The organism is Acinetobacter lwoffii (assembly GCF_024129715.1).
Taxonomy (GTDB): domain Bacteria; phylum Pseudomonadota; class Gammaproteobacteria; order Pseudomonadales; family Moraxellaceae; genus Acinetobacter; species Acinetobacter lwoffii_U.
The window spans coordinates 24,810-47,885 of record NZ_JAMXXM010000014.1; the positions used below are offsets into that span (position 1 = coordinate 24,810).

Annotated in this window: 14 protein-coding genes; 4 read left to right on the forward strand and 10 right to left on the reverse strand. The window is 47.2% G+C overall.

Annotated features, from left to right (window positions below):
- Positions 1–206: 206 nt before the first annotated feature.
- The 3 genes from scpC to ompR all read right to left on the reverse strand — a co-directional run bounded on the left by scpC (position 207) and on the right by ompR (position 4,402).
- Positions 207–1,724: a succinyl-CoA:acetate CoA-transferase ScpC gene (scpC, locus tag NI462_RS09995; protein WP_004647324.1), complete on the reverse strand. Its 1,518-nt coding sequence runs from the start codon at positions 1,722–1,724 to the stop codon at positions 207–209.
- A 205-nt stretch (positions 1,725–1,929) separates the two neighbouring features.
- Positions 1,930–3,390 carry an ATP-binding protein gene (locus NI462_RS10000; protein WP_253160474.1) on the reverse strand — a complete coding sequence of 487 codons (1,461 nt, stop codon included), beginning with the start codon at positions 3,388–3,390 and terminating at the stop codon, positions 1,930–1,932.
- A gap of 247 nt (positions 3,391–3,637) precedes the next feature.
- On the reverse strand, positions 3,638–4,402 hold the full coding sequence (gene ompR / locus NI462_RS10005) for an osmolarity response regulator transcription factor OmpR (RefSeq protein WP_004278590.1): 765 nt from the start codon (positions 4,400–4,402) through the stop codon (positions 3,638–3,640).
- 335 nt (positions 4,403–4,737) lie between these two features.
- Between ompR and NI462_RS10010 the strand changes: the two genes are divergently transcribed.
- Positions 4,738–7,092 (forward strand): Tex family protein, encoded by a 2,355-nt coding sequence (locus NI462_RS10010; RefSeq protein ID WP_253160476.1) that lies wholly within the window; start codon positions 4,738–4,740, stop codon positions 7,090–7,092.
- A 58-nt stretch (positions 7,093–7,150) separates the two neighbouring features.
- On the opposite strand, the gene NI462_RS10015 is transcribed toward NI462_RS10010, so the two are convergent.
- From NI462_RS10015 to NI462_RS10040, 6 genes are all read right to left on the reverse strand, one after another.
- Positions 7,151–7,468 carry a hypothetical protein gene (locus tag NI462_RS10015; protein ID WP_005245842.1) on the reverse strand — a complete coding sequence of 106 codons (318 nt, stop codon included), beginning with the start codon at positions 7,466–7,468 and terminating at the stop codon, positions 7,151–7,153.
- Positions 7,469–7,528: 60 nt separating this feature from the next.
- Positions 7,529–8,608: a patatin-like phospholipase family protein gene (locus tag NI462_RS10020; RefSeq protein WP_253160478.1), complete on the reverse strand. Its 1,080-nt coding sequence runs from the start codon at positions 8,606–8,608 to the stop codon at positions 7,529–7,531.
- Between the two features lie 152 nt (positions 8,609–8,760).
- On the reverse strand, positions 8,761–10,380 hold the full coding sequence (locus NI462_RS10025; protein ID WP_004729335.1) for an ABC1 kinase family protein: 1,620 nt from the start codon (positions 10,378–10,380) through the stop codon (positions 8,761–8,763).
- Positions 10,381–10,392: 12 nt separating this feature from the next.
- The gene (locus NI462_RS10030; RefSeq protein WP_180087450.1) at positions 10,393–11,070 is read right to left on the reverse strand and encodes a ubiquinone biosynthesis accessory factor UbiJ; all 678 of its coding nucleotides are present in this window, start codon (positions 11,068–11,070) and stop codon (positions 10,393–10,395) included.
- A gap of 12 nt (positions 11,071–11,082) precedes the next feature.
- Entirely contained in the window at positions 11,083–12,027 is a 945-nt protein-coding gene (ubiE, locus tag NI462_RS10035; RefSeq protein WP_004647333.1) for a bifunctional demethylmenaquinone methyltransferase/2-methoxy-6-polyprenyl-1,4-benzoquinol methylase UbiE, read from the reverse strand.
- A gap of 146 nt (positions 12,028–12,173) precedes the next feature.
- Complete coding sequence (locus tag NI462_RS10040; protein WP_253160480.1) at positions 12,174–12,878, reverse strand: DUF8198 family protein; 705 nt, start codon at positions 12,876–12,878, stop codon at positions 12,174–12,176.
- Positions 12,879–13,083: 205 nt separating this feature from the next.
- Between NI462_RS10040 and pap the strand changes: the two genes are divergently transcribed.
- The gene (gene pap, locus NI462_RS10045) at positions 13,084–14,502 is read left to right on the forward strand and encodes a polyphosphate:AMP phosphotransferase (protein ID WP_005245848.1); all 1,419 of its coding nucleotides are present in this window, start codon (positions 13,084–13,086) and stop codon (positions 14,500–14,502) included.
- 53 nt (positions 14,503–14,555) lie between these two features.
- On the opposite strand, the gene NI462_RS10050 is transcribed toward pap, so the two are convergent.
- Positions 14,556–15,056 (reverse strand): hypothetical protein, encoded by a 501-nt coding sequence (locus tag NI462_RS10050; RefSeq protein WP_005108051.1) that lies wholly within the window; start codon positions 15,054–15,056, stop codon positions 14,556–14,558.
- Between the two features lie 177 nt (positions 15,057–15,233).
- Between NI462_RS10050 and NI462_RS10055 the strand changes: the two genes are divergently transcribed.
- Both NI462_RS10055 and NI462_RS10060 read left to right on the forward strand, forming a co-directional pair.
- Entirely contained in the window at positions 15,234–18,938 is a 3,705-nt protein-coding gene (locus NI462_RS10055) for an exodeoxyribonuclease V subunit gamma (protein WP_253160482.1), read from the forward strand.
- A 4-nt stretch (positions 18,939–18,942) separates the two neighbouring features.
- Positions 18,943–23,067 carry a UvrD-helicase domain-containing protein gene (locus NI462_RS10060; protein WP_253160485.1) on the forward strand — a complete coding sequence of 1,375 codons (4,125 nt, stop codon included), beginning with the start codon at positions 18,943–18,945 and terminating at the stop codon, positions 23,065–23,067.
- The last annotated feature ends 9 nt before the right edge of the window (positions 23,068–23,076 follow it).

Consider the following 23,076-nt stretch of genomic DNA (forward strand, 5'->3'; position numbering starts at 1 on the left):
TTCAAGTATGAGGGTGAAGAATCAGAATTTAAAGCCCTTGAGCATCAGAAGTGTATTTCTACAGCAGATCGGCAGGATAAATAAAAGAAGAAAGAGTAGGTGATAGCCAGATGGCTTCCTTAATATAATCAGGTTCTGACTATTCAAAAAAAATATAAAAATGCCATAAAAAAACGCCCCGTAGGGCGTTTTGTGAATGCAGTCAATTATGCAGTTTTTACTGCAGCTTCAACAGCAAGCATGTGACCATTTTCTTCGAAGTTTGAGTGCCAAGAAAGCGCTTCACGAAGAAGATGAGGGGTATGGCCGCCTTTTGCACATGCACGGTCAAAGTAATCATTCAACGCATCGCGGTACATTGGGTGCGCACAGTTATCAATCACTGCACGTGCACGCTCACGCGGTGCCAAACCACGAAGATCCGCAAGACCTTGTTCAGTTACCAGGATATCAACATCATGTTCTGCATGGTCGATATGTGAAGCAAACGGCACTACAGAAGAGATGTCGCCACCTTTCGCGATTGATTTGGTTACGAAGATCGCTAAGTGGGCATTACGTGCGAAGTCACCTGAACCACCAATACCGTTCATCATTTTGGTACCACATACATGAGTTGAGTTCACGTTACCGTAAATATCAAACTCAAGTGCAGTGTTGATGCCGATAATACCTAAACGGCGTACCAGTTCAGGATGGTTTGAAATTTCCTGTGGACGTAATACCAGTTTGTCTTTGTATTGCTCAAGGTTGTTAAATACTTTCTCGCCATATTTAGCAGAAAGCGTAATAGACGAACCTGAAGCAAACTTCATCTTACCTGCATCGATCAATTCAAACGTACAGTCTTGCAGAACTTCTGAGTACATGATCAAGTCTTCGAAGTTTGAATCTTTCAGACCGGTCAATACGGCGTTTGCAATTGAACCAATCCCTGCTTGAAGAGGTCCCAAGTTTTTCGGTAGACGGTCTTCAGCCACTTCTTTTTCAAAGAAAGCGATCAAATGGTTGGCAATGCTTTGAGTCTCATCATCTGGTGCGGTCACAGTAGATGGAGAGTCATGCAATTCGCTGTTAAATACGATACCAACAATTTTAGATGGATCGATATTGATCGCATGCGTACCGATACGCTCATCAACTTGAGTCAATGGAATCGCTTGACGCGTTGGACGATATGTCGGGATGTAGATATCGTGCAAGCCTTCAAATGCCGGGCTTAAATTTGTATTGATTTCTACAATCACTTTTTCAGCAAAAATGGCAAAGCTTGCAGAGTTACCAACAGATGTTGTTGGAATGATGCCGCCATCTTCAGTAATCGCTACTGCTTCAATAATCGCAACGTCTGGTTTTTTCAACTGCAGGTTACGCATTTGCTCAACAGTTTCAGACAAGTGCTGGTCAATGAACATCACTTCGCCGTTGTTGATTGCTTTACGTAAAGTGTTGTCGACCTGGAACGGTAAACGACGTGCCAATACGCCAGCTTCAGTCAGTTGTTTGTCTAGATCGTTCCCTAGTGATGCACCAGTAATTAACGTGATCTTTAATGGATTTGCTTTTGCCTGTTGAACCAAAGCTAAAGGAACCGCCTTCGCTTCACCAGCGCGAGTAAAGCCACTCATACCCACAGTCATGCCATCTTGGATGAATTCAGCCGCTTGTTCAGGGCTGATGACTTTGTTGTGTAGGGAGGCTAAACGGATACGATCTAAAGACATTTTAACTCTCATTAATTCTTAAACTATGATACGGATTGTACCGCTCAAAAAATGTATTGTGCATAGGTGTTAGGCTAAGGTCTAATTTTTTAGCTAAATGTAGGTATAATAAAAAATGATGATTTTTAAATGATTGAATTCGTGACCTATAAAATGAATTGTATAGAAAAACTAAAAAGTCATTCGTTGGATTAATGATCACTTCTTAAAAGTGATCAGTCAAGGTTTGGCGAATTTTATCGAGTGTGGTGGCTGGGGGAAGTGTCTCAGGGTTCACCTGATTTACGGGTAGTGAAATGACAGCTTCCAGCCCACCTTCAGGACGATTATGAATACGTAATTGGCCATGGTGAATATCGACAATCCGTTTCACAATGGCCAGCCCCAAGCCGCTGCCTTGTACCGTTCGTGCCGAATTGCCTCGAACAAAAGGCTGCATCAAGGCTTCGATCTGATCTTCCGGGATGCCTTCGCCATGGTCTGCGACACAAATCAACAGTTGATCTTCTTCAACATGCGCAGAAAGCTCAATTGGTTCTGAACCATAACGTTTTGAGTTGTTAATCAGATTGCCAATCAGTCTTTTTAGCGACATGCTGCGCGCCTGAATGGTCGGTATATCTTGTGGTCTAAATCGGATATCTAGCGGTTTAAACTGCTTGACCAGTTCCTGTAGCAGTACATTGACATTGGTGTCCTGTGGTTCTTCATCGGAACCATCGCGCATATAGGAAATGAACTGATCCAGAATCGCGTCCATATCTTCGACATCATAAATCAGACCTTCTTTGAGAAAGTCTTCATCTGGCATCATTTCGGCACTGAGGCGGATCCGGGTTAAGGGCGTGCGCAAGTCATGTGAAATTCCGGCCAGCATAATTCGGCGTTCCCGCTCGGTCTGATCCAGCGTATAAATCATCTGGTTAAAGGCATGATTGACCTGACGGATTTCCAGTGGACCATGATTGGTATCCAGATAGGGTGCTGAACCGATTCGACTATAACTGTTGGCGGCATTCTGCAAACGGCGTAAAGGGCGGTTCAGCTGACGCACTAAGGTCAAAATAATGATGCCGACAATAATCGGAGTGCCGAGCAACCAGCCCAAAATTAGTTCATTGCTATAGTTGGCATAAGTTTTTAAAGGCTCTTGTACCCAGTGACCATTCATTTCAGGAGTTTGGATCCAGATACGTGGACTCGGCTTAAACTGAAAATAGACCGTGGCTTGTTCGATACGTAACTCTTTGGCCAGTTTGGTTTCGATCTGCCGAGTAAAAAATTCTGCAATCAGCTTTTCCCGAACCGTGGGATATTTTGCTGGATTGGTCACGTATTCAATGCCGACCCGGTTTTTCAGCCAGTCATCGATATCCACTTCTTGCTGTTTGTGATACAGGCGCAGATCGGGATTGTTGAGAATTTCCAGTTCCATGGCCAGATAACGCGCATGTTGCTGGATTTCAGGTAAAAACAGGGTACGCCAAAAGAACCACAAGGACATGAACAGGCTAAAACACACCACAAAAACCACCAGTACTGTGGTACGCATGGCAGCAGAACGCGGCTTGATCTTGTCGAGAAAGCGTTCCCAGCGGGTACGTTTCTTTTCCGAGTAGCTGACAAAATCGGTAAATTTTTGTGGATCGATGGGGTCGAGTTTCACACCAGCTCCCTGTTGGCATTTTCCAAATTGAGCAGTAATAATAATTTGTAATGGAATCTTACTGCTTGAACCTTCGATGGAAGGAGCTTGTTGTGTTACTTTTTTTGAAAAAAGTAACCAAAAAACTTTGCCATTCGCTGAACTCGCGCATTTGTATACGAGCCTTTAAAGAAGGGGAGGCTCAAACAGCCGCGAATGGCTTTTAGGGACAATAAATTGGGGTAATCTTTATCCTATAAGTTTTCCTTTATTCAGCACCATCTGGAACAAAGACATAACCCACACCCCATACGGTCTGGATATAACGTGCACGCGCAGGATTTTCTTCAACCAGACGGCGTAAACGTGACACCTGAACATCAATTGAACGTTCCATGGCACCCCATTCACGGCCACGCGCCAGATTCATCAGCTTGTCGCGGGTTAATGGTTCGCGTGGATGTTGAACCAGTGCTTTCAGTACCGCAAACTCACCAGTAGTGAGCGTTACCACTTGGCCTTCACGGGTCAGAGTGCGGGTAGAGAGATCTAGCGACCATGGGCCAAAAGAAACCACTTCCATCTGTTGGCTTGGTGCACCCGGCACTTCACGTACCTGACGGCGCAATACCGCACGAATACGTGCCAGCAGCTCATTCGGGTTAAACGGTTTAGGCAAGTAATCATCGGCACCTGCTTCTAAACCGGCAATACGATCCGAGTCGCTACCACGAGCGGTGAGCATAATGATAGGCGTATCGATATTGGATTGGCGTAAACGACGACAGATACTCAAGCCATCTTCGACCGGAAGCATAAAGTCGAGCACGATCAGAGAAAACAGTTCCCGCTGTAAAAGTCGATCCATCTGCGTGGCATCATGTGCAGTTTTAACCACAAAGCCTTTATCTTCGAGAAAACGCTGTAATAAGGTACGCAGACGAACATCATCATCAACCACCAGGATCCGTTCGACCCGGTCCGTTTCGGTATGTACGGCATCGGCTTTTTCAGCAGGTACAACTAAACTCATGAGATGCTCCTTTATTCTTTATTGTCGTCATGAACAAAAATCAAATAGGCTTTGAGTATACGATTCATTGATATTAATTGACTATGCTCTAAAGCACCAAATATTGCAGTTAAAATCAAGACATAGATACCAAATATATACATCTAAATGAGCAAAAAATACGATTTTAAGCTGGATAAAGAGCAAAGTTCATACAAACTTTATCGGGAAAAGCTGAAAACTGTGGCACTTCATAATATAAAGATGAGGTAAATTAATAAAAACAATGGTGGATTTTATAGACCCGGTCTTTATAATCATGCCATTTAGTACTTATCCTTGTGGGATCAAACACGATGACTGACTTAGTTCAGCAGTTGGCAAAAGAACTTGCCGTACGTCCAAATCAAGTTGAGGCTGCCATCAAGCTTATTGATGAAGGTGCCAGTGTTCCTTTTATTGCACGTTACCGTAAAGAAGTAACGCAAGGCTTAGACGATACGCAACTACGTCAACTCGATACGCGTTTATCATACTTGCGTGATTTGTATGAGCGTCGTGAAAAGGTGATTGAATCACTCAAAGAACAAGATAAATTATCTGATGATTTATTGGCGCGTGTGAATGCCGCTGAAACCAAAAATGCATTAGAAGAAATTTACGCGCCGTACCGTCCAAAACGTACCAGTAAATCATTCAAGGCCAAAGAAGCCGGTCTAGGCCCGATTGCCGAAAAAATCTTTAATGAAGCCGTTGATCCAGCTGAAGCTTTGGTGGGTTTTAGCCATGAAGATTACCCAGATACTGAAAGCCAGCTTGATGCGATCCAGCACATCCTGATTGATGACTGGGCGCAAAATATCGCGCTGACCACTGAACTTAAAGCGACATTTGCAAAAACTGCCGTGCTGAAAAGTTTGGTTGCCAGTGATGAGAAAAAAGAAGTCGGTAAAAAATTCCGTGATTATTTCGATTTCTCTGAAAACTTGAATAAAGTGCCTTCACACCGTTTATTGGCGATGCTGCGTGGCCGTCAAGAAAACGTTTTAGGCCTGAAAGTGGATGGCGAAGATGATGCCCCGTTGGCGCGTATTGAAACTGAATACAATCTTGAAACTGTTCAGCCACAAGCGCGTCAGGATTTCTTGAAGCAAACTGCAAAACTATTTTGGCTCGGTAAAGTTCGTCCAACGATCGAACATTCATTGCTGACTGAAAAACGTCTGGCTGCTGAAACAGAAGCGATGAACGTCTTTGCTGAAAACCTGCGTCATTTACTGCTTTCTGCACCTGCAGGCGCACGTACCACTTTGGGCGTGGACCCGGGTATCCGTACCGGTGTGAAACTGGCGGTAGTGAACGAGTCTGGTGATGTTCTTGCACACAGCACGATTTATCCATTTGCACCAAAAGACGATAAAGAAGGTTCACTGGCCGAGCTGGCGCGTTTATGCCGCGAGTTCAATGTTGACCTGATCGCGATTGGTAATGGTACTGCAAGCCGTGAAACTGAAGCTTTAGTTGCTGAAATGATGGCTGCGAACAGTGATCTGAAAATGACGCGTGTTTCTGTATCTGAAGCAGGTGCATCGGTGTATTCAGCATCTGAACTAGCTTCACAGGAACTGCCTGAACTAGATGTATCTATTCGTGGTGCGGTATCGATTGCACGCCGTTTACAGGATCCATTGGCTGAACTGGTGAAAATCGATCCTAAATCAATCGGTGTAGGCCAGTACCAACATGACGTGAACCAGACCGGTCTGGCGAAAACCCTTGAAGCGGTCGTTGAAGACTGTGTGAACTCGGTGGGTGTGGATGTAAATACTGCATCTGCAGCAATTCTGGGTTATATCGCGGGTTTGAACAAATCGATCGCACAGCAAATTGTGGAATTCCGTAAGGAAAATGGTCGTTTTGACAATCGTCAGTCTTTGAAGAAAGTGCCACGTTTAGGCGAGCGTACTTTTGAGCAGGCTGCGGGCTTCTTGCGTATTCAAGATGGTACAGAACCACTAGATGCTTCTGCGGTTCACCCTGAGTCATATGCTTTGGTGAGTAAAATTGTTGAAGCGAAAGCAACGACTGTAAAAGACATCATTGGCAATACAGAAATCATTCGCCAAGTGAATGCTGAAGAATTTGCAGACGAGAAATTCGGTCTACCGACGATTCAAGACGTATTGGCTGAACTGGAAAAACCGGGCCGTGACCCGCGTCCAGAGTTCCGCACTGCTAAATTCCGTGATGACATTACTGAAGTTGCGCAATTGTCTGAAGGCATGCAACTGGAAGGTGTAGTCACTAACGTGACTAACTTCGGTGCATTTGTCGATGTGGGCGTGCATCAAGATGGTTTGGTACATATTTCTGAACTTGCCAATGAATTCGTCGCTGATCCGCATAAAGTGGTGAAACCGGGTCAAATCGTACAAGTCCGTGTTTTGAATGTGGATGCTGAACGTAACCGCGTGAATCTGTCGATGCGTCCTGAAGGTTCTGAAGCGCCGGCGAAAGCACCACGTCAGCCACGTCGCGAGAACAATGAGCCACGTGGTGAACGTAAGCCTCAGGGTAAACGTCCACAGCAAGGACGTCCGCAAGGTGATCGCCCTCAGGGTAAGAAACATCAAGCGGCTAAACCACAAGAGCAAAAAATTGGTGGTTTGGGTGCATTGCTATTGCAAGCAGGGATTAAAGGTTCTAAATAATTTTCAGATATCTTTAATTTAAAAAAACCTCCCAATTGGGAGGTTTTTTATTGGATCATTATGAGTTAATCATCGGCACAATCCAGCTGGTGATAATCAGCAAAATACCGAGATGCCCCAATTTTCGTGTCACATAGACCAGTTTAGATGGTGGCTGTTCCAGTCTTTTTGCATATTCTTCCATGCTAATGCCGGGCTTGCCTTTACTGGTAAATAAAAACACCGCCAGGTCGATACAGATCAGAATCGTACCGATATCAGCGACCAACTCCATCAGGACAAAATCCTGGCTATATAGCGACATGCTGACGCTATAAATCAGATAAATGGCAAAGGCCAGACACAGGTATTGCAGGACCACTAAAAACTTCTGCATAAATTTCAACAGTTCACAAAATTAAAGCAATTATACAAATAATCGGGCAGCTGCGGCCAATTACAAGGCTTGCATCACCTCAGCAAAATTCTGCTTCTCGACCAGTTCAAGAAATTCATCACCCAGACGCTGACTTTCCGCAATACATTGCTTCCAGAGCTGAATGCGTTGGGCGTGGTCCAAACCTTTTAAGTTAAAGTCTTTACGGTCAGGCAAACGACCCAAAGGCAAACTTTGCAGATATTGCTGTGATGGAGAAAGCAGCAAAGTTCGTGCCTGATTTTCTGGATTTGAGGTACGTTTAAATAACTTGTCAAACCAGCCGGGGGTAATGCTATCGGTAAAATGTGGATACAGCACAATACCTTTGCTCTGAAAAGGCAGGTCAATGTGATAATCAATCAGGCCACCATCGCGATAATAACCTTGCGGTGCATCTGGAATATTATTCACCGCTGCCATCACTCCGGGAATAGACGCTGAAGCCATCAACCAGGACAACACACTCTGTTCGGTCAGTGCATGATAATGCGTGGTAAATCCATCTTCAGCGATTTTAAACTGTTCACCTATATTGGGCTGGCTGATCACACGTTGCATGAAATAACGGCTGTGCCGGCGCGCGACTGCGGTCGTTCCAAGAATTCCAGCCACAGAAGCCAGCAACGGCAATGCCTTGTCACTCTGGAAAATGTGTTGGGCTTTAATTGAAATGACTGCGAGATGATAATCTGGATGATTGACTAGATCGTTTTCTTTGCCTTGTACCAGATCCAGCAGCATGCCACGGCAAACTTCGCTGACATCCTGACGGGTCATTTTTTTATGAAAATAGAGGTTAGTATACAGCTCACTCAAACGTTCGGTTCCCTGTTGAGCACCATGTGCAGCCATACTGGCAAAACGCCAGCTGCCAATCGAAGAACCCACCAAAGTTCTACGCTGAGGTGCACGTGGAAAAAACTCACCAAAAATCGCCTGATCCAGTCCCTGGATACCGATACCTTTGGGGCCGCCTGCCGCACCGGGCACGATATCGACCTGTTCGGGTTGCAAACCTTGTTCCAGAATCAGCTCACGTGCCAGATGGCCAGCACGAATCGTCAGCGCAGGCGCACGTTTTTGTAAAATCTGTACCATGGTTGAACCTATACCAGTCAAATGTGTGCTTATTTTAAGCGATAGGTCTAAAGACCCAATGGCAAGATATGTCCTAAGGTGACTTTGGAGTCATGCGATGTCCAGAAAATAAAAAACCTGAACAGTGTCAGGTTTTTTAAAAGCTCATTTAGTTATTTCGCAATCCGCCAGACGGCAAGCACACTTGCTAGCACAATCAGAATCACCGACACAAACCACGGTGAAATAATTGCAATCGCCAGCAGAATGGCCATGACACTGCCGAACATCCAGCTACGCTTCTGTTGATGTTCCATTTGCAGGCGCATGCTTTGTAATTCATTGAGCTGTTTGGCATGCCAGGCCGACTGATTTTTTAAACCGTTTAAGCTGTCGATCATCAGGGTCGGTAAATCCTGTGCCCCTAAAAGCAGATCCGGAATTTTCTGTCCCAGTTCTTTCAGGTTCTTTTGCGGATTCATCTGGGCCTTGATCCAGTCCGTTAGGATCGGTTTGGCCAGACTCCAGATATCCAGTTCAGGATACAGGTCGGTTCCCAAACCTTCGACATGCACCAAAGTTTTTAGCAGTAGCATCAATTGAGGGGGAATTTCCAGATGGAAACGACGCGCGATATCCATGACTTCAATCAGAATGCCGGCAAAGTCCAGTTCATGCATCGGTTTTGAGACCATTGGCCCCACACTGCGGCGCATTTCACGAGCCAACGCATCCTGATCAGTTCCCGGTGGAATCCAGCCGGCCTGATGCACCACCTGAATCAGCTGCATAAAGTCGCTGTTCATGACCGCCAGTAGCATGCGTGCTACGGTCATCTGGTCATGCTTGGACAGCTCGCCCATAATCGCGCAGTCCAGCGCAATAAAACGCGGATTGGCCGGATTGATGGTTTCTACAAAGACGTTGCCCGGATGCATATCGGCATGGAAAAAATTATCGCGGAACACTTGAGTAAAGAAGATGGTCAGGCCTTTACGCGCCAGATCGGCACGATCCATGCCCAACCGGTCAAAGGTCGCGATATCTGAAATTGGTACCCCGGTAATACGCTCGGCCACCAGAACATCTTTGCTGTCCATGTAAATTTCCGGCACATACATCATGCTCGAGCCGGTAAAATGATGGCGCATGCGGCGGGTATTGTCTGCTTCCAGCGTCAGGTCTAGTTCATTCAGAATGATCTGTCGATAATCCTGAATGATTTCCGACAGGTGCAATGCGCGGGCAGCTTCCAGACGTTTTTCCAGAAATTGACCGAGCCATTCCAGAATTTCAAAATCCTGCAAAATCTGCTGGCGAATATTCGGGCGGGTGACTTTAACCACCACTTCACGGCCATCATGCAGGGCAGCCGTATGCACCTGAGCAATCGAAGCTGCAGCCAGTGGCTGGGTATCGAAACGCGCGAATAGGGTATTTACATCAGCTTTCAGGGATTCCTGAATGCGCATCTTGGCCACGTCATTATCAAATGGCTTGACCCGGTCTTGCAGTAACACCAGTTGCTGTAAAACTTCAGGTGGAATCAGGTCACGGCGGGTCGAGAGCAGTTGACCGAGCTTGATCGCCAACGGCCCCATTTCTTCTAAAGCCAGTTTCAGCTTGAGCGGATTTTTACGTTCACGACTGGACCAGGCAGCCGGATGCATCCGGATGAGGGACAGCACATGCCGGGATTTTTCTGGTAATTCTTCCGCAGGAAACAACGTGTCGAGTCGATAGTGCGCGGCGATGCGCCAAAGTTCGAGTAAACGTGAAACATGCGGAATCATAAAGCTGTGTACCTAGTCTTGAGTAGAATTGTTTGAGGCATCAATTTGAGCCTGAAGCTGATGGATTTTTGCTTCAACCCGATCTAAATTTTGATTCAGGATACGGGTGTCCTGATTCAGGTCATCCATTTGCCAGCGGGGGGCAAACAGACCGCTGTCTTCTTTTAAGGCATCTTCGGCAAAAAATAATTGACTTTGCAGGGTGCGTTTTAGCTGCTTGGGCAGCAGTTGCAATTTACCAATTTCATGCGCCAATGTCGGGCCAATCCAGGGGCTTAAGTGCGCCGCCAGATCTAATTCTGCCTGTTGCATGATGCGCTGGATTTCCTGCAATAACTTGTAGTCGCCTTGCAATGGAATATTGCCGACTTCATCGGAAAGCAGCAGCTTGAGTAATTCCACCACATTGCTGACCTGCAAGGTTGCGGTCGCTTCAAGGACTGTCGCGGAACTTGCGTCAAATGGACGTTGTTCAAAGACCGAAGGTGTTTCGGTATGACCGGTTGCCGTTGGTTCCAGACGAACTTTGCTTTCATCAAAAAAAACATCGACCGAAAGCTGCGGCGAGGCGATCACCACCCGCAGCATCTTACCGGACAGAGCATTCAGCTGGATGCGGGTAATGGCATCCAGATCAATGATATGATGAATCACGCGTTCAACAGCACCGAGTGCCAGAATTGACCACATAGGCAAGGAACCTTAAAGTTTGAAACCGCGGTGAACCGCAACAATCCCACCAGTCAGGTTGTGATAGTCACAATTCTGGAAGCCAGCATTTTCCATCATGCCTTTCAGGGTGCGCTGGTCCGGATGCATACGGATTGATTCAGCTAAATATTTATAGCTCTCAGCATCATTGGCAATGATTTTGCCCATGATTGGCAATGCCGTGAACGAATAAAGGTCATACAGCTTGGAGAATGGCTCAAACACCGGTTTAGAAAATTCTAGAACCAGTAAACGGCCACCTGGCTTGAGTACACGGTACATCGCAGCCAGTGCCGCATCTTTATCGGTCACGTTACGCAGGCCAAAAGAAATGGTCAAAAGGTCAAAGCTGTTGTCTGCAAATGGTTCTAAGGTTTCGGCATTGGCCAGAACGAAATCGACATTGGTGCAGCCCGCATCAATCAGACGGTCACGACCGACATTCAGCATGGATTCGTTAATATCAGACAGTACCACATGACCCGTCGGGCCCACTTCGCGGCTAAAGACTTTCGCCAAGTCGCCGGTGCCGCCCGCGATATCCAGCACATGCTGGCCACGGCGTACACCTGACATATTGATCGCAAAACGTTTCCACAGGCGATGAATACCAAAAGACATCAAGTCATTCATGATGTCGTATTTGCTCGCCACCGAGTGGAACACTTCTGCGACTTTCTGAGCTTTTTCTTCGCTGTTTACAGTTTGATAGCCGAAGTGTGTGGTTGAGCCGACGTTACCGGTATTGGCACCACGTGGCAGATTGTATTTAGGCACAGTACCCGTCACAGGCGTGTCAGTCAGACGTTGTTCTAAAGATTGTTGCTGACCTTGCGGGGTGCCTTGTGGAAGGGGTTCAGTTAAGAATGGGCTCACTTTGTCTGTCTGTTGTGCCGACTCGGGGGTAGGGGTAGGCGTTGTATTTTCATTCGACATTGGAGTCACTCCTAACATATCAATCGGGTTAATCTTGCATTGTCTGCATCATGACAGATTCTAAAGGCTTATTCAGCAATCATGATGCAATTGTTATGAATAATATACAGAAAAATTCACGCTTGGCAGAAATACTCATCGGGTATTTACTGAAATGGCAACGGATCGCCAGAATGTACTTTCTCGATAATCTGGCGTTCGGTTGCCGTGAACGTGCGTACAAATTTTTCTGCCGATTTAAGTGGCTTCATCGCTAGAAAACCATCCTGCATAAATTCATACATCACCTGAAAGTTATACTTATTCGCCGCGCCCTTACACATTTTAAAGGCGGTATAGACCACAAATGAACGTATGTATTTATCCAGACTCATGCCGAGCTGATCCAGTAGAGCCAGCTGTTTCAAGCGTGCTTCACCCTGATCCAGCTTCAAATAGGTCAGGCGCATCATCTCGTCAGTCAGCGGTTCATGTGGATGATAATCCTGTAATAACTGAATCGCGACCTGTTCATCCAGTTGTACCGCCAGAATAGCCAGCTCTACCCCTGAGGTGCCGGTTTTAATGGCATTTTCCGGAATAACTTTTTCTGCTTTATGCGCATATTTCATCAGCCGGGCAATCTGTTCTGCCAGCGCATCAAATTCAGCACCGCCGTAGAGACGGTTCAGGAAATATTCGGACATCAACAGGTTTTGTTTTTCAGCAAAATGGGCGCGATGAGTGCGCTGCATGCGGACTTTCTGCCAGGCCTGCACATCCTGTAAACGGCTTAAAATGTCAGGCCGGGTGTGATAAGCCAGTTGATAATAATGCGCTAACAGATCATCGAGTACGGCAAGTTTGGACATGAGGCTTCAATTATGATTGGAGGATGCAAGAATCTTAGAGGCTGCCGGACAATCCTGCTATGACAAATTGAACAGAGATCGGGCATTTGTATGTCAATCTGTTGTTTAAATAGCCAATTTAATCGTGTGAAAAACGTTGCCAGAGCTATTTTTGCGCTGAAACTCCTCGCTATACTGCAAATAGAATAAAAGATCAGGGTTGAAGATACGTATGGAACAACCACAATTTCAGTTAATGGATGAAGATCAGCTGTCTGTCGAGCTGATTGATGCCCAATATAATTTAAAAAAGACCCGGGGCCAGAAAAATGCCAAAAGTCTGGTGATTCTGGTGAATGGCATTGAGCTAGCCGGCAAAGGTGAAGCGGTTAAACAGCTACGTGAATGGGTCGATCCGCGCTATTTGCGCGTGAAAGCCGATAAGCCCCAGCTAGCCGGCCCGAAGCAGACCTTGTGGCAACCTTATGCGCGTTTTATTCCAGCTGAAGGACAGATCATGGTGCTGTTTGGTAACTGGTATAGCGATCTGCTTGGCAGTGCCATGCAAGCTGAAAGCCCGCTGAATGATGCACAGTTTGATGAATATCTGCAAGAGATGCAGGCCTTTGAACAGGACCTGAAAAATAACCATGTCGATGTGATCAAGGTCTGGTTTGACCTGTCCTGGAAAGTCTTGCAAAAACGTCTGGATGCCATGGATCCGAGTGAAACTCACTGGCATCAACTGCATGGTCTGGACTGGCGCAATCGCAAAGAATATGACACCTTGCAGCGCCTGCGTCAGCGCTTTACCGAGGACTGGTTCATTATTGATGGCGAAGATGAACAGCAGCGCGACCAGCAATTTGCCCAGTATATCCTGAGAGCCTTGAAACATTGTCCGGATCACCCGGCCAGAGCCAAGGGAAGATGGAAGCAGGCCAAGATTCCCGAGCAGTTAAAACATCCTTCCATGACCCAAGCCCAGCCAGAAGATTACAAGCCGGAATTAAAAAAGTTAACCGCGAAGGTCGCTAAAGCCATGCGTTCCGATTCGCGTAATGTAGTGATTCTGTTTGAAGGCATGGATGCCGCTGGCAAGGGCGGCGCGATCAAGCGGATTGTCAAAAAACTCGATCCACGTGAATATGAAATTCATACCATTGCTGCACCAGAAAGATTTGAGCTGAACCGTCCCTATTTATGGCGCTTCTGGACCAAGCTGCAAACCGATGATGATATCTGTATTTTTGACCGTTCCTGGTATGGCCGGGTATTGGTAGAGCGGGTAGAAGGATTGGTCAGTGCGGTGGAATGGCAGCGTGCTTATGATGAAATTAACCGTTTTGAACAGAGCCTGGTCAAGCATCAAACTGTGATTGTGAAAATCTGGCTGGCCATTTCTAAAGAGGAACAGGCAGCACGGTTCAAGGCGCGTGAAGATACACCGCATAAGCGCTTTAAAATTACTGAAGAAGACTGGCGTAACCGGGAGCGCTGGGACGATTATCTGAAAGCGGCAGCCGATATGTTTGAGCATACTTCGACCGAGGAAGCGCCCTGGCATATTATTGCGACCGATGATAAGAATACCGCGCGGGTCGAGGTGTTAAAGGCTATTTTAAAACAGCTTCAGGCAGAATAATCTGCCTGAAGTAGAGGATTTTAAACAGTTTAAAATATTCAGCTTAAGCAGGATTAACCTTGGGCGACCTGTTTTTGCTGGATACTTTTAGCGGTGCGATAGCAGTCTTGGACATGAGCATCTGCAATTTTTTTCATGACAAAATAACCCAGACTTGCGGCCACCAGCTGACCACCCAGCGGAATGAATTTTGTGACTTGCTTTATCATCACTTTCGCTGCAACATTGTTCAAAGATTTTTTAACTGCCGTACGTGCGACCACCAGACCGGAAAATTCTACGCCACGTTTACGCAGCTCTTGCCAGTGAATCTGACGGGTTTTCGGATCGTAGACACTGATCTGCTCAGGGGACAGGCCGAAGCGGGCATTGATCTCGGGAATCAATTGCGACAAGATGCCGACATCAATGACCACGTCCATAAAAGGTACCGGAATCACGGCAGCACCAGCAGAATAGTAGGCGCGTTTTTTGGTGAGTTCCAGGCATTCGTCGCGGATTTGTTCTAAATCTAGGCTCGGATCGAGACGTTCAGGAATTTTATCTAATTTCATGGGCACTACCTAAGCTCTATGTTGTTTTTTTCTATTCAAGCATCTTTAAGATGCTTTTTTCAAAGAAATTTTTCGACTGAAGTGTGGTTTTAAAGTGTCATAGAGCGCTCGGGATGTATAGTAAATAATCTTTATCGTTTTGTAGTAAAAACCACATTCAGCAGTTCAGGGGAACCAATGGCCATTCATGTTATTCAGAGTCAACGTATTGATGTGCTTTTGGATAGTATGCTGCGTATTGTCAACCAGACTGCCCGGAATCCATTTGAGGTGTTACAAACCCGGCACTTTATTGTGCCATCTCCGGCAGTAGAAACTTGGCTGACCCAGAAAATTGCCGAGAAAAAAGGTATTAGCGCCAATACCCAGTTTCATCACCGGATTCGCGCCTTTCAATGGACTTCCTATCAATGGGTATTGAATGCGCCTAAAGAAGTGGAGCAGGTCCGTGAAGCCAATATTCCGCGCATTATCATCAAATGGCGCGTGTTTCAGGCATTGCGTAAATGTATTCTGCCTGAACAGATTCCTTTAGACGTCGATCATCCGCTGTATTCTATTGTGAAGCGGATTTATGACAGTGCTGACCGGCTGGAGCAGGGTACAGAGAAGCAGCTGAAAAAACAGAGCATGCTGTACTGGGTAGCCGAGCAGGTGTCGCGTTTGTTTAGCCATTATATGGATTATCGCGGTTATTGCGCGCGTAACTGTCCTCCAAACAACTGTAGTTGTCCGAGTAACTGGTTAGAGTCCTGGGGGCAGGATATTGCGCTCGATATCGAGCAAATGATCTATAGCCCCAAAGATGAAAATGGCCATGAGATGCAGGTGGCGGATTTTGTCAAGATTCAGGCGCGTGAACTGGAAGCCTGGCAACGCTGGTTGTGGCAGCATGTATTTCAGGATGACTATGCCAAAATCCTGGAGATTGAACGCCTGTATTGGGATCGGCTGGAAAATGCAGAGACCCGGGCCCAAGCTCTGAAACGACTGCCGGCACAGATTGTGGTGTTTAGCCTGTTAGAATTGCCACCGAGCCAGCTGGATTTTTTACGCCGTCTGGGCCAGTACATTGATATCTATATTTTTCACTTCAACCCCTCGCAGGAATACTGGGCCGACAGTGTCGATCCGGACTGGAAAGCCAGGTTTGATTTGCAGCGGGAAGAGCGCTTTATTCAGCGTTTTGAAAAGACCCGTCAACGTAAACCGAATGATGCGGAAATAAAAGACTTCAGGATCAAGCAGCTGAACTTTAATGCCGAAGACCGGGAATCGCGGCATCCGCTTCTGACCCGATTCGGCAAGCAGGCACGGGATCATTTTTCTCTACTCTCTAAACTGTCTTCGGGGGAAGAGGGTCTCTGGGCCGATGTCTTTGTCGATGAATATCAAAATAAACTGCTGGCCAAAATCCAGTCAGATATTCTGTATTTACTCGAGCCTGAACAGCATCAATATGCTTTAAGCCCTGACGATGATTCTGTACAGATTCATGTCTGTCATTCTTCATTACGTCAGCTGGAAGTCCTCAAAGAACAGCTGATTCACTGGCTGGTTCAAGGCACTGAAGAAGCGCCGCGTCAACCAAGTGATATTCTGGTGTTGACGCCAAGTCTGAAAGAGCTCGAACCAACAATTCGCAGTGTCTTTGCGCCGCCACCGCGGGAGCGTGAAATTGGCAGCAAACGACTGCAGAAAGATAACCTGTATTTACCGATCCAGATTGCCGGGGTGTCGCGTCTGGATGTCAGCAATGCCTGGCGCGCGGTACTGGGCCGGATTCAGTGGGTACGTCGCCGTTTCAGTATTGAGGACTTTGCCGACTGGCTCAGCCTGAATGCGACCCAGCAGTATTATGGTCTGGACTATAGTCAGGTAGAACGGATGTTGCAGTTGCTGACAGATGCTGGCTTTAAACGTGGACTGGACCAGCAGCATTTACAGCAAAGCCTCAGCGCAGGCGATGAGGATTACCGGTTTAGCTTTAAATTCGCCCTGGACCGTCTGGCGTTGGGTCTGGCGATTCCTGAACATACCCTGTTTCAGGACACCTTGAGTTATGCCAAGGTTCTGACCAGTGATTTTCCCTTGATATCCACCCTGATCCGGATTTATCAAGATCTGGTACAGCGCCGTGACTGGCTGACTTTACATGAAACTGGACAACGCACGCCAGTCAAAACCTGGCTGGAATATCTGCGCGCCGATCTGAATGAATTTCGTGACGCTGGAGTAGAATCGCTCAAAACCGTTGCCGAAATTATCGACAAGCAAATGCGGATGCTGACCCTGGCCGATTATCATGATCAGGATGATCCACATGCCAGTCAGGAACTGGTGGCACTGAGTTTGCCTCTGCCTTATGTGCTGGAAGAAATTCAGAATACCCTGGAGATGCAGCTGGATCAGGCCGAACCGACCGGGCAGATTACCTTTAGCCAGATTGGCCAGATCCGGCCATTGCCTTATAAACTGGTGGTGATGCTGAATCTGGATAGCGGTAAATTTCCGAGCCGTAATCAACAGGTTCCGTTTGACCTGATGCGCAGCCTGAAGCCGCAACTCGGTGACCGTTCCCGTCTGGATGACGAGCAGGGCGCTTTTCTGGATGCCTTGCTGCTGGCACAGGAAAATCTATGGCTGTTCTATAATGGCTTTGATCTGGAGGATGGTGAGGCTCGCGATCCATCCACTGCCTTGCAGGAACTGGTTCAGCATATCGCGCTGATCTGCCAGTCTGAACAGCCGGATGCCGAAATCGATCCGATGGTGGATATTCATGGTCTGTCAGTCGCTCAACATATTCGGCAGCTTTATCATGTGCATCCCTTGCAGCCTTTTGATCCGGCCGGATTCGCAGATATGCAGACACCACGTTATCAGGATCAGTGGTTTGCGGTAGCAGAATATATCCGCAGCGCCGAAGGCAAGCGCAGCAGCTGGATCAATGCACATTATCCGGCACTAGAACAAAAAGAAATCCGGGTACTCAAAGGTGATGAATGGATCCGCGATATGATTTTCCCGGCACGTCTATTCCTGAAAAGTGTCGGGGTTTCCACGATTCGCTATGCCGATTTGCCGAGTTCCCGGGAACCTTTATTATTGAATAAGCTGGAACAGTATCAGGTACGGGATTTCCTGTTGCAACAAGAGCAGGAGATTGAGCCGAACCTGATGCTGGACCGTTTGCCGGTGGGTAAAACCCAGCAAGCCACCTGGCTGGGCAGCCAGCAGGAACAGCAGTTATTGCAAGAACGTTTGCTACAGTTGGGCAAAGAACTGACGCCAGTCACCCAACAATCCCTGCAGTTCAGTCCTGAACTGATCATTCATATAAACGTGCCTCAGGTTCCACACAGCAGCTACTGGCTGAGTATGCAATCCTCTTCGGCCTCGGAAAAACGCCGTGCCCAGATCTGGCTGGAGTATCTGCTATGGCTGGCTTACTTGAATGACGATGCACGCTCACCAGAACTGGAGCGCATTGTCATTTTCAGTAATAAAACCCTGAAGTTTTCTGGCTTGAGTTCGAGCAAGGCACATGAGTATTTGCAGCTCTGGTTAAAAGCCTGGGAAATTGGTCAACAGCAGCCGCTGGTCTTGCCGGCAGAATTACTGATGAAAAAAGAGTGGCAGTGGGCCGAGAATGAACAGGGCAAGATGACCATTGTGGAAATGCCGGACTTGCTAAAGGCTTGGAACAACAGCTATGAGAGTGCCAAACCTTTGGCTTCGGATGAATCCAGTCTGCTGCATCAGGACTGGCAATTTATTTTGCAGGATCAGGATCCGGATCTGGCCTTGCAAAATTGCTGCCATGATTTTGCTCATGGCCTGTATGCGCCGATTCATCAACATCTGGAGTGGGTGAAATAGCCGTATGACTTTCTTAAAGCAGCAGATGCAAACAGCCATTTCCACCAATCCGATTCAAGACATGAAATTCCGTGGCCTACACTGGATTGAAGCCTCGGCAGGAACCGGCAAGACCTATACGCTCTCCAGTCTGATGGTGCGGATTTTTCTGGACCAGTATTATCCGCATCAGGTGATTGCGACGACATTTACCCGTAAGGCCACGGCTGAACTGAAAAACCGGGTGCGGCTTCGCGTCGAGGAAACGCTGGCTTATATCCAGCGTCATCAGCAGCTCAATTCAGTTGAAATCACAGCAAAAATCCAGAATGAAACCGATCCTTTATTTCAGCAGGTACTGAAAGATTATGGTTCACGGCTGGATTATGCCCGTCGCCGTTTACGTCTGGTGCTGAACCAGCTGGATGAACTGTTTGTTGGCACCCTGGACAGCTTTAGCCAGAAACTGTTACGTGAATTTGCATTTGAAAGTGGCAAGATTGAACGTGCAGAACTGACCGAAGATCAGGATATTTATATCCAGCAGCTGATTCATGATGTGCTGCGTGACTGGATCCAGCAGCAGCCGCAATACATGGTTAATCATCTGTATGTTCAGAATCTACTGAAACCGGTGGAGCATTATACCGGGCTGGTGCGTGATGCCTTGAATTTCAGCAAGCACTATTTCCGCAAGATCGAACCGGCTGAATGTGACCTGAACAAATTGGAAGCCTGCATCAGTCAATTAGTGAATATTCAGGAGCATGATCTTGCCGTCATGCGGCGTTATTGTCAGGAAAGTCCGAAGTATTTTCACAAGAGTTTTTTGACCAAATTAACCGAAATTTGTGAAAATTTTATGACCTGGTGTGCTGCCCTGAAAACTCAAGGAACAATGAGTTTCTTTGATGCTGAATTGCAGCCGATTATACTGAATCTATGCCATTTGCGTCGCAAGAAAACCGATTTCCAGCCGAACACTCAGGTCTTTAACAAAAGCTGTCCGGATGCAGAGCAGCAGCTGATTTTGCAACATCGTCTGATCGTAGCAATTGATGTGCTGTGCGAGGTCAAACAATATCTGGATGAGCAGCTGCAACAGCTTACGACCTATCTGGAATTTCATATTATTCAAAGTGTGCAGACCCGTTTGCCGCAAACCTTGCAGCAGCAGGGTGAAACCACTTTTTCCCAGCAAATCCGTACATTGGCGGAAGCATTGCAAGGCCAGCAGGGACAGTATTTTGCCCAGTTTGTGCAGGCACGTTATCCGCTGATTCTGGTCGATGAATTTCAGGACACCAATCAGGATCAGGATGATCTGCTGGCCAAGATCTGGCGTGATGCCAATCGGGTGCAGTCCGGCTGTATGATTATGGTCGGCGATCCGAAACAGGCAATTTACGGTTTCCGCGGTGGCGATATGCTGACTTATAACAAGGCACACGCTGACGTACGCCACAAGCAGGGTCGAGAATATACCCTGATGCAGAACCATCGTTCAGTCAAACCGCTCGTAGAAGTGGTTGATGCGCTGTTCCAGCGGCAAATGGATTTTGGCGAACAGGTGCAGTACACCTTGATTCAGGCCGGTAGTCGCCCGCATCCAGATCTGGTCGATATGGGCATGATCAACCCACAGCCCTTACGATGGATTCAGCTCGGTGAATCGGACCTGGAAGCAGATCAGGTGGTCTGGAAAATCCGTGCGTTGCTGAATCAGTCTGCCCAGCAACAACTGTACTTTCAGCAGCAAGAGCATCAACAAAGCCTGAGCGCAGATGATATCGCTGTACTGGGATTTGGACATTTTGCTCTGGAACAGGTGAAGCAGCGTCTGCAGCGTATGGGCATTCCCTGCTATAAAGAGTCCAAACAGAGCGTGTTTGCCAGTCCAATCGCTCAGGATATCGCAGCGGTATTGACGGCGATCATGGATCCTTTCAATGAGGCCAAGGTCAAGCGGGCTTTACTAACCCGTCTGCTGGGCTTCAATCTGAAAAAACTGATTGATTTGCAAGGCCAGAGTGAAGGCCTCAGTCGCTATATTGCGGATCTGGATGTAATTCGGGAAATGTGGTTTGAGAAAGGCTTTTTGACCGCATGGAATTATGCACTGAACCTGTTTCAGGTCTGGACCAATCTGGTGGCCAGTCAAAGTCTGGACAATGAGCGGGTGGTGGTCAATCTGCGCCATCTGACCGAAATCCTGTCGCAGCAGAGCGAATATTATCAGGGGGCGCAAAAACTCTATCACTGGTATTTGCGCCAGCTTCAGTCACCTTCAGGCAAGGACAGCGAAAAAGAACGCAAGCTGTCTAGGGATCATGGGGTGCAGCTGATGACCATTCATGCCTCCAAGGGGCTGGAATTTAAAGTGGTGTTTTTATTGGGAGCAGATGCTGCTTTTGATGTGAATAAAGGCAATCTGAATTTTTCCCTGTCTACACCTGAACAGGACAATATTCTGGAACAATCCCGGGTGATTGCAGTCAATCATAAGAATTTACATGAGCAGGCGATTCTGCAGAATGCAGCGCGTAATGCTGCCGAAAACCACCGGCTCTGGTATGTGGCGCTGACCCGTGCCAGTCACCGGGTATATGCCATGCTGCAAGATCAGAACGCACAGTCCGATTCCGGGCTGGCCTTCTGGCGTGGTCAGGGAAATACCATCTTCGAACATGCTCTAAGTCTGGTCGAGCAGCCGCTGTCTCAGGAACCACCGCGTCTGGTCGAGCAGTCGAGCCATCATCAGGTCGACATGCGGGCGCAACCTTTGCCAGAGCGGCAGTTTTATCCGCGAACCAAAACCAGTTTTACGGCTTTGTCACAGCATCAGCTACATGCGCATGTCTTGCAGGACGATCTGGTCACGGCTTCTGAACAGCCCGATAGTGCTGCTGATGAAATTGATTTCACAGGCTTGGAAGAACAGCCAGCAGCCGTGTCCTTAGACTGGATCAAGCTGAATTTTCCTAAAGGTACCGTAGCTGGAACATTCTTGCACAGCATTTTTGAACATATCGATTTTCAGGACAGCAGTTACTGGAATCTGGAAATCCGGCGCCGTTTTAAAAATACCGCACCGCAAATCTGGCAGGAACTGAAAGAAAAATTTGAACAGGCTTTTCATATACGTAGTGTACTGGAACAGGCTTTTTTCCCACATTATCAGACAGCAGTGGTGAATTTGCGCACCCTGTTTCAGGTAGCAGCTCAGACAGATTTCAAAGCCGAGGAATTGCGTCAGAGTATGCAGCGCGTATTGTCCAGCCTGAACTATAAGTTATTGACCGGAATTCGCCTGCATGATCAAAGTGAAGCTTATCGTCAGCAATGGCAGCAGCTGTTTCACTCGGCACAGCAGCTCGAGCGTTCGGCTCTGTTGGAATTTTTAAATCAGTTTCAGGTGTATTTCGATGGGCTGGAGGATGACGCCTTTATCCAGTTTTTTGAACAGGAAATAGCTCAGCTCATACGCTCTGCAAGCACTGAATCGCTGAATGTGGACAGTATTTTCCAGACGGCTTTTGAGGGATTGCTGGACGAAATTACAGAAGATATTTTGCTGAACCTAATGCATGACTGGGTGCGTGATATTCTTATTACCCCGATTCAGGCAGATTTTGCCTTGGCACAGCTGGAGGCTAAACAGTATCTGTCAGAATTTCCTTTTTATCTGTCCTTGACAGATGCCCCTTTGCAGATTCGGCAAATCCATCAGCTGTTTCTCGAACATGACATGGTCATGAGCGATTTTAATGAAGCCAAATCGGGGCGGTATTTGACCGGTTCCATCGATCTGGTGTATTTCGATGGTCAGCGCTACCATATTGCCGATTATAAAAGTAACTTCCTCGGACCTGATCAGCAGCACTATAGTGCTGAGGCAATTCAGCAGAATATGAGCCAGTCCAGTTACTGGTTGCAGGCCGCTTTGTATCTGGTGGCGCTGCATCGGTACCTGAGTGCCAATATGCAGGGTTATTCGATTCAGCAGCAATTGGGCGGCGCGACCTATCTGTATTTGCGCGGGATGAATGGACAGGCGCAGCAAGGGGCTTATCATTGGCAACCGAGCCTGGAATTCATAGAAAAACTGGATCAAATATTGGGCTATTTTGAGCAGAAAAAATCAGCATGATTTTGCAGT